This is a genomic window from Labrys sp. E2SS-1L, from assembly GCF_057073705.1.
On record NZ_CP172712.1, the window covers coordinates 2,836,398 to 2,852,415 of the forward strand.

16 protein-coding genes are annotated in these 16,018 nt (G+C 64.5%); 5 read left to right on the forward strand and 11 right to left on the reverse strand.

What is annotated here, in order from left to right:
* Positions 1-130 precede the first annotated feature (130 nt).
* The 5 genes from aqpZ to ACIGJE_RS13060 all read left to right on the forward strand — a co-directional run bounded on the left by aqpZ (position 131) and on the right by ACIGJE_RS13060 (position 4,719).
* Positions 131-823: an aquaporin Z gene (aqpZ, locus tag ACIGJE_RS13040; protein WP_415083709.1), complete on the forward strand. Its 693-nt coding sequence runs from the start codon at positions 131-133 to the stop codon at positions 821-823.
* 257 nt (positions 824-1,080) lie between these two features.
* Positions 1,081-1,503 (forward strand): nucleoside-diphosphate kinase, encoded by a 423-nt coding sequence (ndk, locus tag ACIGJE_RS13045; protein WP_483677625.1) that lies wholly within the window; start codon positions 1,081-1,083, stop codon positions 1,501-1,503.
* A gap of 392 nt (positions 1,504-1,895) precedes the next feature.
* Complete coding sequence (tauA, locus tag ACIGJE_RS13050) at positions 1,896-2,909, forward strand: taurine ABC transporter substrate-binding protein (protein WP_415083707.1); 1,014 nt, start codon at positions 1,896-1,898, stop codon at positions 2,907-2,909.
* 155 nt (positions 2,910-3,064) lie between these two features.
* A complete protein-coding gene (locus ACIGJE_RS13055; RefSeq protein WP_415083789.1) occupies positions 3,065-3,877 on the forward strand; it encodes a taurine ABC transporter ATP-binding protein in 813 nt (270 codons plus the stop codon).
* A complete protein-coding gene (locus ACIGJE_RS13060) occupies positions 3,874-4,719 on the forward strand; it encodes an ABC transporter permease subunit (protein ID WP_415083705.1) in 846 nt (281 codons plus the stop codon). Before ACIGJE_RS13055 ends, ACIGJE_RS13060 begins: the two co-directional genes overlap by 4 nt.
* Positions 4,720-4,743: 24 nt before the next feature.
* On the opposite strand, the gene ACIGJE_RS13065 is transcribed toward ACIGJE_RS13060, so the two are convergent.
* The 11 genes from ACIGJE_RS13065 to osmF form a co-directional block, all read right to left on the reverse strand.
* On the reverse strand, positions 4,744-5,127 hold the full coding sequence (locus ACIGJE_RS13065) for a DUF427 domain-containing protein (protein WP_415083703.1): 384 nt from the start codon (positions 5,125-5,127) through the stop codon (positions 4,744-4,746).
* A 14-nt stretch (positions 5,128-5,141) separates the two neighbouring features.
* Positions 5,142-6,626 (reverse strand): MFS transporter, encoded by a 1,485-nt coding sequence (locus ACIGJE_RS13070; protein WP_367625657.1) that lies wholly within the window; start codon positions 6,624-6,626, stop codon positions 5,142-5,144.
* Positions 6,627-6,706: 80 nt separating this feature from the next.
* Positions 6,707-7,288 (reverse strand): TetR/AcrR family transcriptional regulator, encoded by a 582-nt coding sequence (locus ACIGJE_RS13075; RefSeq protein ID WP_311933144.1) that lies wholly within the window; start codon positions 7,286-7,288, stop codon positions 6,707-6,709.
* A gap of 135 nt (positions 7,289-7,423) precedes the next feature.
* On the reverse strand, positions 7,424-8,524 hold the full coding sequence (locus ACIGJE_RS13080; RefSeq protein ID WP_394309846.1) for an amino acid ABC transporter permease: 1,101 nt from the start codon (positions 8,522-8,524) through the stop codon (positions 7,424-7,426).
* Positions 8,521-9,711, reverse strand: a complete 1,191-nt coding sequence (locus tag ACIGJE_RS13085) for an amino acid ABC transporter permease (protein ID WP_311933138.1) — start codon at positions 9,709-9,711, stop codon at positions 8,521-8,523. The genes ACIGJE_RS13080 and ACIGJE_RS13085 overlap by 4 nt, the downstream gene beginning before the upstream one ends.
* A 117-nt stretch (positions 9,712-9,828) precedes the next feature.
* Positions 9,829-10,872, reverse strand: coding sequence for an amino acid ABC transporter substrate-binding protein (locus tag ACIGJE_RS13090; RefSeq protein ID WP_068287298.1), 1,044 nt, complete (start codon positions 10,870-10,872; stop codon positions 9,829-9,831).
* Positions 10,873-11,164: 292 nt separating this feature from the next.
* Entirely contained in the window at positions 11,165-12,004 is an 840-nt protein-coding gene (gene cysE / locus ACIGJE_RS13095; protein ID WP_415083699.1) for a serine O-acetyltransferase, read from the reverse strand.
* A 14-nt stretch (positions 12,005-12,018) separates the two neighbouring features.
* The gene (locus tag ACIGJE_RS13100; protein WP_367625661.1) at positions 12,019-12,768 is read right to left on the reverse strand and encodes an ABC transporter permease; all 750 of its coding nucleotides are present in this window, start codon (positions 12,766-12,768) and stop codon (positions 12,019-12,021) included.
* Entirely contained in the window at positions 12,765-13,727 is a 963-nt protein-coding gene (locus ACIGJE_RS13105) for an ABC transporter ATP-binding protein (RefSeq protein ID WP_311933130.1), read from the reverse strand. Before ACIGJE_RS13105 ends, ACIGJE_RS13100 begins: the two co-directional genes overlap by 4 nt.
* Positions 13,724-14,839: an ABC transporter permease gene (locus ACIGJE_RS13110; protein WP_415083787.1), complete on the reverse strand. Its 1,116-nt coding sequence runs from the start codon at positions 14,837-14,839 to the stop codon at positions 13,724-13,726. The genes ACIGJE_RS13105 and ACIGJE_RS13110 overlap by 4 nt, the downstream gene beginning before the upstream one ends.
* A gap of 107 nt (positions 14,840-14,946) precedes the next feature.
* Positions 14,947-15,822, reverse strand: a complete 876-nt coding sequence (gene osmF / locus ACIGJE_RS13115; RefSeq protein WP_367625752.1) for a glycine betaine ABC transporter substrate-binding protein OsmF — start codon at positions 15,820-15,822, stop codon at positions 14,947-14,949.
* Positions 15,823-16,018: the final 196 nt, after the last annotated feature.

Sequence of the window (16,018 nt, forward strand, 5' to 3'; positions counted from 1 at the left end):
GTAGAATATTAGCGCATTCCCCAACGTCAGTTTTATATGCCGGGCGACAGAAAAAATTGGTCCATGAAGATGAGTCATTCACGGCGTGAACCAAGCAACCTCTCGTTAGACAAGCCCAAATGGATGAGACATGATTAAAAAACTCGCGGCAGAGTTCTTCGGAACGTTCTGGTTGGTTTTCGGCGGTTGCGGTGCCGCCGTGCTTTCGGCGGCTTTCCCGGAACTGGGCATCGGTTTCGCGGGCGTCGCCCTGGCCTTCGGCCTGACCGTCCTGACCATGGCTTTCGCGGTCGGCGGTATCTCCGGCGGCCACTTCAATCCAGCCGTCTCGCTGGGCTTGGCCGTCGGTGGCCGGTTCAGCTGGGCTGAGCTCATTCCCTACTGGATCGCACAGGTCGTGGGCGGCCTCGTCGGCGCGGCGGTGCTCTATGCCATCGCCACCGGCAAGCCCGGCTTCGAGGTCGGCGGCTTTGCGTCCAACGGCTATGGCGACCTCTCGCCCGGCAAATACAACATGATCGCCTGCCTGATCGCCGAGATCGTACTGACGGCAGCCTTCCTCGTCATCATCCTGGGCTCGACCTCGAAGGTGGCGCCGGCCGGCTTTGCGCCGATTGCCATCGGCCTTGGCCTGACGCTGATCCATCTGATCTCGATCCCGGTCACCAACACCTCGGTCAATCCGGCCCGTTCGACGGCTGTCGCCTTCTTCGCGCAGACCGGTGCGGTGAACCAGCTCTGGCTGTTCTGGGTTGCGCCTCTGGTCGGCGCCATCGTGGGCGGTCTGATCTGGAAGGTGCTGCTGGAGCCCGAGCAGGCCTGAGGCACGCCCGGATAGGGGGGTTTCAAGCGGCGATCGGTTCATCCGGTCGCCGCTTTTTTGTGTGAGAGCATCAGAGGTTGGTGCTGCCATGGCGCCCACCGATTTGACGGCGCCGGCAGGAAGGGCGACGGCGCGGCCACTGCCGGGAACCGGAGTAAACAAGCGTTCTCCGCGAATGCGCTTCGCGGTGGGGGTTGAAGCCTGGCAGGGGCATGGCTATAAGCCGCTCACCTCAACCCAAAGAAACCAGGACGACCATGGCTCTCGAGCGCACCTTTTCGATCATCAAGCCCGACGCGACCAACCGCAACCTCACCGGCGCCATCAATGCCGTGTTCGAGAAGGCTGGCCTGCGTATCGTCGCCCAGAAGCGCGTCCGCATGACCCGCGGGCAGGCGGAGACCTTCTACGGCGTGCACAAGGAGCGTCCCTTCTTCGGTGAACTCGTCGAGTTCATGATCTCGGCTCCCGTCGTCGTGCAGGTGCTGGAAGGCGAGAATGCCGTTGCCAAGCATCGCGAAGTGATGGGCGCCACCAACCCGGCCAATGCCGCCGAAGGCACCGTCCGCAAGCTCTTCGCGCTCTCCGTCGGCGAGAACTCGGTGCATGGCTCGGACTCGCTCGACAATGCCAAGATCGAGATCGGCCAGTTCTTCTCGGGCAACGAGATCGTCGGCTGAGCCGATCGACAGGTTGCCGGCCTGATAGGCACCACGAGATGCGCTCGGTTTGAGTGCGCCTTGCCCCCCGGGGGCACACACCTTTCAAGGCGGGTCCATTGGATCCGTCTTTTTTGAATTTTAATTTTATACTAATTCTATAGAAAATAATTGACACGTTCATGTTGCTGACGCACCCTTCCACCACGACGAGCGGGCAGCCCTGATTTCCCCGCAAGCGGAACCTGTGGAGGGGATCGCCATGACCAGTTGTTGTCGCTGCTGAGTCCTTTGCATTCGGACGCCGGACCGGCGTTGCATCACCCATAACCTTCATCACCGCATCGACGTTGCCGGGCATCTCATGGTGCTTCTGCGCAGCGCATGACGGATCGTGTCTTCAAGGATCTCATATGACGTTCCTCAACCGCCGCCTGTTCCTGGCCGCTGGCCTGGCGCTCGGCACCGCTTTTGGCGGTACGGCCCATGCCGCCGATAACAAGGTCACCATCGGCTTCCAGACCGGCGTCGATCCGGCCAAGGCCGCGCAGGCCGCAGGTGCCTATGAAAAGGCGACCGGCTGGCAGATCGCCTGGCGCAAATTCGACTCCGGCGCCGACGTGATCGCGGCCATCGCCTCGGGCGACGTGCAGATCGGCTATGTCGGCTCGAGCCCGCTCGCCGCGGCCGCCAGCCGCCAATTGCCGATCGAGACGATTTTCGTCGCCGCCCTCCTGGGCGATTCCGAGGAACTGGTGGTGCGCGACACCATCAAGGATCCCAAGGACCTCGCCGGCAAGAAGATCGGCGTGCCTTTCGTCTCCACCTCGCATTACAGCCTGCTGGCGGCGCTCAAGCATTGGGACATCGCACCGAAATCCGTGCAGATCCTCAATCTGCGTCCTCCGGAACTGGCCGCCGCCTTCGAGCGCGGTGATATCGACGGCGGCTATGTCTGGGATCCGGCCCTGGGCAAGCTCAAGGAAAAGGGCAAGGTGCTGGTATCGTCGGCCGACGTCGCCAAATGGGGTGCGCCCACCTTCGACGCCTGGATCGCTTCGAAGGATTTCGCCAAGGCCCATCCCGACGTGGTGACCTCCTTCGTCAAGGTCACCGGCGAGGCCTACAAGACCTATCGCGACAATCCCGATGCCTGGAGCGCCGCCTCGGACCAGGCCAAGGCGATTGCCAGGCTCACCGGCTCCAAGCCCGAAGATGTGCCGGGCCTGCTGAAGGCCAATGTCTGGCCGCTCCTGGCCGAGCAATCCTCGCCCGATCTGCTGGGCGGCGCTACGGTCAAGGCGATCGCCGACACGGCGGGCTTCCTGGCCGAGCAGAAAAAGATCCCGGCGGTGCTGCCGGACTATTCCGCCTATGTGAACAAGGCTTTCGCCGCACAGGCCCTGACGAAACTCTCTTCCCAATAGATTTTCGCAGGCTCGCCCGCCCCGGGATCTCCTCCCTCCCGGGGCGGGCCTTATTCAATGAATTGAAAACGGTGCCCCGCATCGTCATTGCGAGCATAGCCAAGCAATGCAGTCCTGCTTCGCGCAAGGGCGTGGATTGCTTGGCTATGCTCGCAATGACGTTCCAGGGGCTGAAAGAGGTTCCCGTGTCCGCTCTGTCCGCCCGTGACGTCAACGTCGTCTATTCCGGAAGAGGAGGGCGCTCCGTCACCGCCCTCAGCAATGTTTCCCTCACCATCGAATCCGGCGAGTTCGTCGTGGCGGTCGGGGCCTCCGGCTGCGGCAAGACCACCTTGCTCAAGCTGTTCGCCGGGTTTCTGCCGCCGAGTTCGGGCGCGATCACGCTCGGCGACAAGCCGGTGAAGGGGCCTGGCGGTGAACGCGGCGTCGTCTTCCAGGACGATGCCCTGTTTCCCTGGCTTTCGGTGCGCGGCAATATCGAGTTTGGTCCCAGGCTGGCCGGGCTCGACAGGGCCGAACGCAGGCAGCGCTGCGGACGCATCATCGAGTTGGTCGGGCTTGGTGAATTCGCCGATCATCGGATCTGGGAGTTGTCGGGCGGCATGCGCCAGCGCGTCGGCATGGCCCGGGCTCTCGCCAACGAACCGGATATCTTGCTGATGGATGAGCCGCTCGGCGCGCTCGATGCGCTGACACGCGAGAAAATGCAGGAATTGCTGATCCATCTGTGGGACCGCACGCGACGCAGCGTCTTCCTGATCACGCATAGTGTCGAGGAGGCGATCTTCCTGGCCACCCGCATCGTGGTGCTCTCCCCACGCCCGGGACGCATCACGTGCGAATTCCATACCGATTTCTCACGCCGGGTCCTGGCCGGAGAGAGCAGCCGGTCGATCAAGTCGGACCCGGCCTTCATCGCCCTGCGCGAGCAGGTGCTCGCCGCCGTCCTGAAGGGAGCGGATGCATGAGCGATCTCGCCAATTCCGTCAGTCTGGACGATGTCGAGGAGCAGAACGGCAAGATTGGCTCGCGCAAATCCGCTTCGCCACTCGGGGCGACGCCGGTGCGCATCCTCACCATTCTCGGGCTGCTGCTCACCTGGTCGCTCGCCACCTATTTCGAATGGCTGCCGGCCTTCTATCTGCCGTCGCCCCGGGCGGTGGTGGAGCAACTCTTCACGGTCGCAACGGAGGGCTATGCCGATGCGACCTTGCTGCAGCATTTCGACGCCAGCCTGGCGCGCATCCTCGCTGCTCTGCTGATCGCGCTGGTGACGGCCGTGCCGGCCGGCATCGCCATCGGCCTCAGCCCGATCGCCCGCGGCATTCTCGATCCGATCATCGAATTCCTGCGCCCGGTGCCGCCGCTCGCCTATCTGCCGCTGATGGTGATCTGGTGCGGCATCGGTGAAACCACCAAGGTCCTGATCATCCTGATAGCCATCTTCGCGCCGGTGGCCATCACCACCGCCGCCGGCGTCGCCACCGTGCCGCCCGACCGGATTGACGCGGGCCGTGCGCTCGGCGCCCGGCGCTGGCAGGTGCTCTGGCATGTCATCCTGCCCAATGCCTTGCCGTCGATCCTGACGGGAATACGCATCGGGCTTGGCGTCGGCTGGTCGACGCTGATTGCGGCGGAATTGGTTGCCGCCTCCCAAGGGCTCGGCATCATGATCAAGACGGCCTCGGACTTCCTGCAGACCGATATAGTCGTCCTCGGCATCTTCGTGATCGCCCTGGTGGCGATCGGCTTCGAGTGGATCGTCCGGCTGGCCGAGAAGCTGCTGGTGCCCTGGCACGGCAAAGCGTGAGGGGCGCGGCCGGCTGCCTTGTCCTCACCCGATCGGCAGCCGCTCGATGGCGTCGACCCGGTCCGGATAGAAGGCGAGATGATCCTTGATGGCCGATACCGCAGGATAGGGGGTTTCGTAGCTCCAGACGGCATTGACCGAGCGGTCGCCGCCGGCCGGAAGGCTGAAATAGGAGCAGTCGCCCTTGTAGGGGCAGTAGGTGGCATGCTCGCTGCGCACGAGTGCGCCCATGTCGACATCATCGCGCGGAATATAGAAGACGGCGGGATAGGTGGCTTCCTGCAAGCGCAACGCCTGCCGGCTGTCGGCGATTACCCGGCCGCCGAGGCTGACGACGATACGCTCCCCGCTGGGCTCGACGCTGATGGGATGGTCGGGACCTGGAGTCTTCATCACTTTGTTCGTCATGACCTGTCCTTTCTTCAATCCGCGGCGGAGGGAACCGCCTGCGCGCCCACGGCCTCGCGTCGGCCGAGGCCTGCCGCAAGATAGGCGCCGACGGAGTGGCAGGCCGCGATGGCCAGCAAGGTCCAGGCGAAGGCATGGCCGATGCTGGCGGCGTCGGTTCTCGTGCCCACCAGGGTATAGAACAGCCCGCCCAGCACCGCCACGCTGATGGCGGCGCTCACCTGCAGCGTCGAGTTGACGATGCCGCCGACAAGGCCGGCGTGATGCGGCCCGACCCGCTCGACAATCGCCCGCATCATGGTCGGCATCGATGTTCCCATGCCCAGCCCGATGAAGCCGATGGCCGGCGCCATCAGCAGGAGCGGCGGCATGGTTCCGGCCGGAAAGCCCAGCACGAGCAGGGCCGTTGCGGCTGTGCCGAAGGCCGAGCTGGCGAAGCCGAAAGCGGGGGCGGAGCCACCGACCAGACGACTGATCGTGGGGCTGAAAGTGGATCCGGCCAGGAACCCGGCCGAGAAGGGCAGGATGGCAAGCCCGGCTTCCCACGCGGTATAGCCCAGGGAGCCTTGCAAATAGAGCGAATAGGTCAGGAAGAAGGTCGCCATGGCATAGAGCGCGAGGATGGCGCTGATGCCGCGGACCAGGCCCGGCAGGCGGAAGATGCCGAGATCGATAAGGGGATCGCCGCCAGCCCTGGCGAGGCGCTGCTCGTAACGGCGGAAGAGTTCCACGAAGACGGGGGTCGTCGCCAGCATGACGATCGACCACCAGGGCCAGCCGCGCTCGCGGCCCTCGACCAGCGGCACCACCAGGCTGCTGAGTGCCAGGCTCGAAAGCACCACGCCGCCGAGGTCGAGACGAGGTCTGGTCTCGCCGCGCGTCTCGCGCAGCAGCGGGATCGCCGCGAGGAAAGCGACAAGGGCGATGGGCAGGTTGATCAGGAAGATCAGCCGCCAGCCGAAGCCGTCGAGATCGGCGCCAACGAGCGCGCCGCCGAGCAACTGGCCGATGATGGAGGACACGCCGAGCACGATGCCGTAGATGCTGAGGGCCCGCCCGCGTTCATGGGCCGGAAAGAGCGCATGGACAGAGGCCAGGGCCTGGGGCGCCATGGCGGCCGCGGCGAGGCCTTGCAGCATCCGCGCGGCGATCAGGACGGTGGGGGACCAGGCGAGGCCGCACAGGGCGGAGGCCGCGGCGAACCCGGCGAGGCCGGTCATGAAGATCGCCTTGCGGCCGAAGATGTCGCCAAGCCTTCCGCCGGTGATCAGAAAGACGGCATAGACCACGGCATAGCCGGAGATCACCATCTGCACGTCGGCGGCCGTGCTGTGGAGGCCGGTGGTGATGGCCGGCATGGCGACGTTGACGATGAAGAAGTCGAGGGGGGCCAGGAAGGCGCCTGTCAGCAGGATGGCCAGGGCCGACCAACGGCGCGGGTCGGGCGCCGGGCCGGCCTGTCGAACGATATCGGAGGGAGAGAGTGCCGAGTCTGGCATTGCAGAGCCTCGTTCTGAAAAGGATAAAATACGTACGAACGTATTATTTTGTGCGAAATACGATGCGTGAAGCCGGGGCATCAACGCAGGATGGAAGCGAACAGAAATTTCTTGAAGCGTTCGACCGGTGCCGCGCCGCGCTCCGTCTTGGCCGTCAGGAAGGCTCCCTGGAGCGAGGAGAGGATAAGGGCGGCGGCATCGTCGCAGTCGAACGCCTGCGGCAGGTCGCCAACCCTCACGGCGGCCTCCAGACAGTAGCGCATGGCACGCCGGCTCTCGGCGAAGATGTCGAGCAGTTCAAGGCGGATCGCCTCGCTCTCGCTGCTGGATTCGGCCGCGAAATTGCCGAACATGCAGCCGCAGCGCATGCCGTTCTGCTTGAAGCGCTCTGTCCTGGCGTCGATATAGGCGCGGATGCGCTGCAGCGGTGGCTGGTTGTCGTCCAGCAGCGTCTTGTGGGCATCCTCCCGCTTTTCGGCGCGATAGAGACCCAGCACCTCGAGGCCGAAGGCTTCCTTGGAGGTGAAATGGTTGGTGAAGCAGCCCTGCGGCACGCCGGCCGCACGCACGACGTCACGCACACTGGTAGCGTTGTAGCCATGCTCGTGGATCAGGCCGAGCCCGGCGACGAGGAGCTTTTCACGGTTCGATGCGCGTGCCATTGCGCCAATATGTACGACCGTATTATTTTGTCAAGAATAGATCGCTGTGTGATTGGTGTGCCGGTCTTCAGACCGGCAATTGTGGTCCAAAGATGCCGGTCTGAAGACCGGCACACCAACGACAGCCATCGCAGCTCACTTCTCCTTCGCCTGATGGCTGGTCGATGCCTTCAGGCGCCGTTCGAGCCACAGGCTGTAGCGCGAGGCCGGAAAGCAGATCAGGAAATAGACGAGGGCCGCGAAGGCATAGGCTTCCGGATAGCAGTGCGGCCAGATCTGCTCATTGGTGGCGGCCGTGTTCCTGACGGCGGTCAGGAAGTCGATCATGCCGATGAATCCGATCAGCGGGGTGCTGAGGAGGACGCCGATGCCCAGATTGACCAAAGGCGGGATGATGGCGCGCAGGGCCTGCGGCAGGATGACGAGGCCGGTGGTTTGCCAGTAGCTCAGGCCCAGCGCCCGTGCCGCCTCGCTCTGCCCGGCCGGCAGGGCCTGCATGCCGGCCCGGATTACCTCGGCCAGATAGCAGGCGATGAAGAGGGTGAGGGCGACCTCGACGCTGAAGAACAGGTTCACGTCGAAATAGGGCAGCGCCATCGGCACGATCAGGCTGGAAACATAGAGCACCACCAGCATCGGCATGCCGCGCACGATTTCGATGAAGCCGGTGCTGACCAGCCGCACGCCGCCCATGCTCGAGCGGCGCCCGAGGGCGAGGGGAATGGCGATCAGGAAGGACGAGGCATAGGCGATCGTCCAGATCAGCATGGTCAATGGCAGGCCGCCCCAATCATTGGTGGAGACGGTGATACCGGAGAAATATCCGCGCAGCAGCAGGCAGGTGAGGAGGGGCACCGCGATCCAGGCCAGGATCAGACCGCGTCCCCAGAAACGCGGGATGGTGCTGAGGCCGGCCAGGCCGAACATCAGCACCAGGCCGAGGATCGGGCGCCAGAGGAGGTCGGACGGGTAGGTCCAGAACAGCATCAGCTTGAGATTGACGCCGACGAAGGCCCAGCAGGCACCGCCATTGGCCTGGCAATCCTGCGCGGTGCCGGACCACGTCGCTCGGATGAAGGCCCAGTCGACCAGATGCGAGCCGACCCAAGCGATCAGGGCCAGGACGACGAGTGTGATCGTCGTGTTGAGAGGCGAGGAGAACAGGCCCGCCTTGAGGGTCTGCCAACGCCGGCTCGAGCGGATCCGTGCTGCATCGGGGAGGGACATCGAACTCATTTGGCGATGATCCCGCGCTTGGCCAGGCTGCGATTATAGAGATTGATCAGATAGGAGGTCGGCATGCTCACGGCCAGGAAGACGGCGACGAGCACGATGATGGTCTCGACGGCGTTGCCGGTGTTGTTGGCGCTGGTCTTGATGATGGCAGTCACCTCGGTGAAACCGATGAGGATGCCGAGCGTGGTGTCCTTGGTGAGGTCGAGATAGCTCGAAGTCATCAGGGGCGTGATCACCCGCATCGCCTGCGGCATCACGATGAGGCGCATGATGCGTCCGCGCGGCAGGCCGATCGCCCGGCCGGCTTCCCATTGGCCGACATTGACGGATTCGATGCCGCTGCGCACGCTTTCGGAGATGCTGGCGGAATAGTAGATCGTCAGTCCGACGAGCATGGCGGCGAATTCCGGCGTCAAAGTAATGCCGCCGCGGATGTTGAAGCCCTGCAGCACGGGCAGATCCGGCGTGAAGGTGATACCGGCGACGAAGATCCAGGCGAGTGCGATGGCCGGAAAGAGTGCAAGCAGGCCGAGGAAGCCGAGAGCCGACAGGGGATGCTGCAGGCGACGGATGAAGGCCCTGGCAGCGAAAGCGAGCAGTACCAGCACGGCGGCCAGCAGCCACAGGCTTTGGCCATTGCCGATCTCGACCCAGGGCAGGAAGATGCCGCGCACCGACAGGAAGGTTGAGCTGAAGGGCTGCAGGGCTTGCCTGGTGGGTGGCAGGGCCTGGGTCAGGGCGATCCAGAAGAACAGTTGCAGGGGCAGGGGCGTGTTGCGGATCAGCTCGACATAGGCCTGCACGAGGCGGGAGAGAAGCAGATTGCCGGAAAGGCGGGCGATGCCGAGAGTCGTGCCGAGAATGGTGGCGAACAGGCAGCCGAGCACGGCGAGCTTGAGCGTGTTGAGCAGGCCGACCGCGATGGCACGCGCATAGCTGTCGCCGGCCTGGTAGACGAGCAGGCTTTCGGTGATGTCGAAATTGGCCGGCTGCCAGAGATAGTCGAGCCCTGGCGCCATGCCCAGGCGATGCATGCTGGCCAGGATGTTGTGGCAAAGGAGGCCGAGGACCAGCGCCAGTGCGGCGATCAGCAGGAGCTGGCCATAGGGATGGGCGCCCCACCAGAGACGGATCTTGCCGACGGGGCCGGGCGTGTCGGGGGAGACTATGCTGATCGTATCGGCCATGAAGAGATCCCATGGGGGCGGGTCTTCTCAGCTCCATCAAATGATGGAGCGGGACCCGCCTGGAACCGGCTCGCTTGCCGGCAAGGAGAGGCGGGTCTGAAGACCCACCCCCCTTTATTATCGGAAGGGCGGCGAATAGATCAGGCCGCCCTGGGTCCACAAATTGTTGAGGCCACGCTCGAAGCCGATCTTGGTGCTCTTGCCGAGATTGCGCTCGAAGATCTCACCGTAGTTGCCGACCTTCTTGATGATGTTGTAGGCGAATTTCGGATCGAGCCCGATGGCCTGGCCGAGCGAGGGATCGACGCCGAGGAAGCGCTTGATGGCCGGGTCGTCGCTGGTCAGGAAAGTGTCGACATTCTGGCTGGTGATGCCGAATTCCTCGGCCTGGATGGTGGCATAGACCGTCCAGTTCACGATCTCCAGCCAGCGATCGTCACCGCCCAGCACCGCCGGCGCCAGGGGTTCCTTGGACAGGCGCTCGGGCAGCAGCACATATTCGTCCGGATTGGGCAGCGCGGCACGGCGCAGGCCGAGATCGGTGCCGTCCTGCGTCAGCGCGTCGACACGGCCGGAGGTCAAGGCCTGGGTGAAGGTCGCCGTATCCTCGATCACCACGGATTTGTAGGTCTTGCCGGTCTTCTTGAAGAAATCGGCGATGTTCTGTTCACCCGTGGTCCCGCTCTGCACGCCGATGGTGGCGCCGTCGAGTTCGGCCGCCTTGGTCACGCCCAGCGACTTCTTCACCAGGATGCCCTGGCCGTCATAGAACACCACCGGGCCGAAGTGGAAATTGAGCTTGAAGGCGCGGGTGATTGTCTGGGTCACCGCCGAGAGCAGGATATCGAACTGGCCGGCCTGCAGGGCGGGCAGACGCTGCTGGGGCGAGGAATTGGTGAACTCGACCTTGTCGGGATCGTTGAACACGGTGATGGCGAGAGCCCGGCCGAAATCGACGAAGAAGCCCTGCCAGCGGCCATTGGCGTCAGGCGCAAAGAACCCGGCCTGGCTGCCGACGCCGACCTTGATGACGCCACGCTCCTTGATCTTGTCGAGCGTGGGGCCTGCCTGGGCCGGTGCCGCTGCGATGAAGCCGGCTGCGAGCGCCGCGATGGCGATGCCGGCGCTACGCGTGAAGCCGCGTTTGACTGAGTTCAGCATGAAAGTCCCTTTCATTCCCTGCCGGTCGATATCCACGGCAAGGCGCCCCGTTGCTCTCTTGTTTTACCAGCCTGGCGGCATGCGCAGAGGCCGATGGTTTTCGGAAGGATGTCGTTGCTTCGAGGCATGATCGGGCGATTGTACCGCGATGGCAAGATCGGCGGTGACCGCCCCAATTCCTGTCAGCTGTTTCATCCATTCAGCAGAATGTGATCGTAGAATGATTTATTACACATTGTCTACTGGTTTTATAAACTAATAAACAGCGTGAAATTGGGTGTTGTGCCCTGCCTCAGAGGCCGACATCGAAGAAGATCTGGTCCATCGTCCGCCCCGGATCGGCACCCGGCGTGTCCCCGATGATCCGGGCCGGCACGCCCGCCACGGTCTTGTGCGGGGGCACCGGCGCCGTCACCACCGAGCCGGCGCCGATGCGGGCACCTTCGCCGATCTCGATATTGCCGATCAGCTTGGCGCCTGAGCCGATGAGGACGCCCTTGCGGATCCTGGGGTGGCGCTGGCCCGAGCGGATGCCGCTGCCGCCCAGCGTCACCGATTGCAGGATCGAGACGTCGTCCTCGATCACCGCCGTCTCGCCGATGACGATGCCGGTGGCGTGGTCGAAGAAGATGCCACGCCCGATCGGAACGGCGGGGTGGATATCGACCTGCAGCACCTCCGAGACGCGGCTTTGCAGATAGAGTGCGAAATTGCGCTGGTCCTCCTGCCAGAGCCAATGAGCGAGGCGATGCAGTTGCAAGGCGTGGAAGCCCTTGAAGTAGAGCAGGGGCTCCAGATAGCGCTTGCAGGCCGGGTCGCGCTCGAGCACGGCCTGGATGTCGGCACGGATAGCCAGGCAGATGCCGGGATCGGCCGCGATTGCTGTGCGGAAGGCATGGCGCAGCACCGAGGCCGGCATGTCCGGATGCTCGATACGCTGGACCAGGCGCTGGATCAGGGCGTCCTCGAAGGAGGCATGATCGAGCACGCTGGCATAGAATTGCGTGGCAAGCTGCGGCTCGGCGGCAATGGCGTCCTGCGCCTCGTCCACCAGCCTCTCCCAGATCAGGTCGGATACGGCGCCCGGTCTTCCGGTCCGGCGCGAGAGCTTGCTTCGATGCGAGGCATTCATGATGGCCCCTCCGATCAGCGTATGCCGGCCGTGCCGGTACGCTTGGCGAGAGAGCGCTCGAGGCTGCCGAGCGCATCGTAGATGAGCACGGCCAGGAGCGCGACGAGGACACCGCCTTGCAGGATATAGGCGGTGTTGGTGGTGGTGATGCCGGCCATGATCACCTCGCCGAGGCTTTTGGCGCCCACGGTGGAGCCGATGGTGGCCGTACCGAGATTGACCACGAAGGAGAGCCTTATGCCGGTGAGGATCACGGGGAGGGCGAGCGGCAGCTCGACCTTGATCAGGCGCTGCCAGCCGGTCATGCCCATGCCGCGGGCCGCATCGAGTGCGGTAGGGGGAACGCTCCTGAGGCCGGCCATGGTGTTTTCGAAGATCGGCAGCAGCCCGTAGAGGGTGAGGGCGAGCAGGGTCGGCTCCGCCCCGAAGCCGAGCGAGGGCACCGCGATGGCGAGCACGGCGATCGGCGGAAAGGTCTGGCCGATATTCACGATGGTTCGCGACAAAGGCAGGAATTCGGCGCCGGCCGGTCGGGTCACGAAGATGCCGGCGAGCAAGGCCAATGTCCCGCCGATGAGGGTGGAGACGGCGACCAGGCCGAGATGGCTCAAAGAGAGGAACAGCAGGCTGCCCTGGCGATAGACCGGCGGCGCCCCATTGTCGTTGAGCGGTGCCAGGATCGGCACGAACAGATCCGTGTCGAACAGCAGGAGCAGCAGCAGGACGAGAGCGAGCGCGCGAGCGCCGTAGCCGAGCCACTTCATGCCGGCGTATCCTCGGCGCGATGCGCATCGGCTCCGGCCAGGTCGAGGATGGCAGGCAGGGTGATGCGCCCACGCGGGGTGCCGTCGGCCGCCGTGACGGGCAGGGCCTGGGCCCGAGCCCACAGCAATTCGGAGAGGGCGTCGCGCAGTGTCGCGTTTTCCTGCACGGGCTTGCCCTCGGCAGTGCCGGGTTGCACGGAATCGGCGACTTTGAGCAAAGAGAGCAGGCGCAGCGAACGGTCGGGGCCACCGATCAGGCGCTCGACGAAACCGGGCGCCGGGTTGGTGAGGATCTCGGTCGGCGTGGCATATTGCAGGAGCTTGCCGTTATCCATTACGGCGATGCGGTTGCCCAGCAGCATGGCCTCTTCCATGTCGTGGGTGACCAGGACCACGGTGATGCCGAGGCGGCGCTGCAAGGCAAGCAAATCGTCCTGCGCCTTGGCGCGGATGATCGGATCGAGCGCGCCGAAAGGTTCGTCCATCAGCAGCACGGCGGGTTCGGCCGCCAGCGCGCGGGCGACGCCGACACGCTGCTGCTGGCCGCCGGACAATTGGTGCGGCAGCTTCTCGGCGTAGAGGGCCGGGTCGAGATCGAACAGGCGGAGCAGTTCGTCGACCCGCCTGGCTGTTCGAGCCTGGTCCCAGCCGAGCAGGCTCGGCACGGTGCCGATATTGCGTGCCACCGTCCAGTGCGGGAATAGGCCGTGGCCCTGAATGGCGTAGCCGATGCCGCGCCGCAGTTCCTCGCCCGACAGGGTGGAAGTGTCCTGGCCGTTGATCAAAACGGTGCCTGAGGTCGGCTCGATCAGCCGGTTGATGATGCGCAGCAATGTGGACTTGCCGCTGCCGGAGGTGCCGACCAGCACGGTGATCGTGCCGCGCTCGATGGTAAGCGAGACGTTGTCGACGGCCAGCTGGGAGCCGAAACGACGGCTGACTTGCCTGACTTCGATCATGCGTGCCGTCCTTTGAGTATGTCGACGAGTGCATCGAGGATGATGGCTGCCGAAAAGGCGAGGGCGATGGTGGGAATGGCGCCGAGCAGGACGAGATCGATGGCGGTGGCGCCCATGCCGTTCTGCACATAGACGCCGAATCCGCCGCCGCCGATCCAGGCTGCGATGGTCGCGAGGCCGATATTCTGCACCAGCACGATGCGCACGCCTGTCAGGATGACGGGGAAGGCGAGGGGCAGCTCGACCTGGAACAGGCGCTGCCACTGGGTCATGCCCATGCCGCGGGCGGCGTCGACGACGTTGGGAGAGACGGAGTCGAGGCCGATCGCCGTGTTGGAGACCACCGGCAGCAGGGCATAGAGGAAAAGGGCGATCAGAGCCGGCGACGAGCCGGTGCCATGCACGCCGACGGCTTCGATGAGGGGATAGGTCTTGGCCAGGTAGGTCAGAGGGGCGATCATCAGGCCGAACAGCGCCAGGGACGGGATCGTCTGGATCATGTTGAGGGCCGGCAGCACCACGCCGCGCAGCCCCCGATGGCGCTGGCAGACGATGCCGAGCGGCAGGCCGACGACCAGGGCGCCGAAAAGCGAGGCCAAGGCGAGGGTGACATGCACCGCGGCATTCGCGGCAAAGCCCGAACCGTTGGTGGCATATTCCTTCATGATCGACAGCCCGTTCCAGTGGCCGGAGAACAGGAAGGCAAGAAAGACCGCAAGCGTCAGCACGAGCGCGAGCACCCGCTGGGCTGGCCGCAGCGACAGCTTGACCAGCGCGTCCGTGAGCAGGATGGCAAAGGAGAAGGCGAGAAGCCAGAAGCCGGCGGCGGGCCCCACCCGTGGCCTGATATTGCCGGGGGGAATCAGGACCCCGGGTACCAGGCCGATCAGCACGGCAAGGATTAGTAAAGCACTGGCGGCCACCACCAGCCGCAGGCGCGGATCGGCCCGGCGGAGGAGCGCGATCAGCCCCACGACGAGCAGTGCGAGGCTGACCCAGGCAAGACCCGCAGGAAGTGCCTGGATGAAGCCGATGCCCTGGGCCTGGCCGATGCGACTCGGCCGGAAATTGGCAAAGGGCAGCGCCAGCGCCGCGGCGGCGATCAGCGCCATCACGACGCCGAGCTTGTCGAAGCCCGAGGTCAGGGCACCCGTGCCCGTGACGGCGGGGGGCGCCGGGAAAGCGCTCTTGTCGGCGTGAACATCCCCGGCGCTTGAACTCACTTCACCAGGCCCTTCTTCTTCAGATAATCGGCCGCGACATCCTTGGCCGCCTCGCCATCGACCTGGATGCGGCCGTTGAGCTCCTGCAGCGTGGTGAGGTCGAGGCTGGCGAAGACCGGCTTCAGCCAGTCGGCGATCTGAGGATGGGCCTTGAGCACGGATTCCCGAATGACCGGTGCCGGGGCGTAGACGGGCTGCACCGACTTGTCGTCGTCGAGCACCACGAGATTGCCGGCTGCGATGCCGCCATCCGTGCCGTAGACCATGGCTGTGTTGACGCCGTCCGTCTGCTCGGCGGCTGCCTTGATGGTGGCTGCGGTGTCGCCGCCCGAAAGCACCACGAGCTGGTCGGAGGAGAGCTTGAAGCTATAGGTGGTCTGGAAGGCGGGCAGGGCGCCGGCGCTGTTGACGAACTCGGCCGAGGCGATCAGCTTCACCTTGCCGCCGCCGGTGACGAACTTGCCGAAATCGTCGAGCGACTTCAGCTTGTTGGTGTCGGCCACGTCCTTGCGGATGGCGATGGCCCAGGTGTTGTTGGCGGGCGCGGGATCGAGCCACACCAGCTTGTTGGCGTCGTAATCGAGCTTCTTGGCCTCGGCATAGCCTTTGGCGGCGTCCTTCCACAGGCCGTCATCGGCCTTATTGAAGAAGAAGCCGGCATTGCCGGTATATTCGGGATAGAGATCGATGTCGCCGGCTACCAGGGCCTTGCGCACGATTGGTGTGGTGCCCAGGCCCACGCGGTTGTTGACCTTGAGGCCATTGGCTTCCAGGACCTGTACGATCAGGTTTCCGAGCAGATTGCCTTCGGTATCGATCTTGGAGGCGACGGTGACGTCGGCGGCCTGGGCCATGCCAGCGGTCGCCATCATGGCGGCGGCGGCCGCTGCGGCTGTCAGCCGGTGCACCCTCTTGCCGATGAGGGAGCGGAGGGGAAGCGAGAATGGCATCTTGTGATCCTCTTGGTGTCCTTTGAGCGACGCCGGAAGCTGGAAGGGCTGTGCCGGCGGCCGATGATTCAGATTCTGAAGTTGAGCGAAGCCCCGCATCTTGTTGATCCGACTCCGG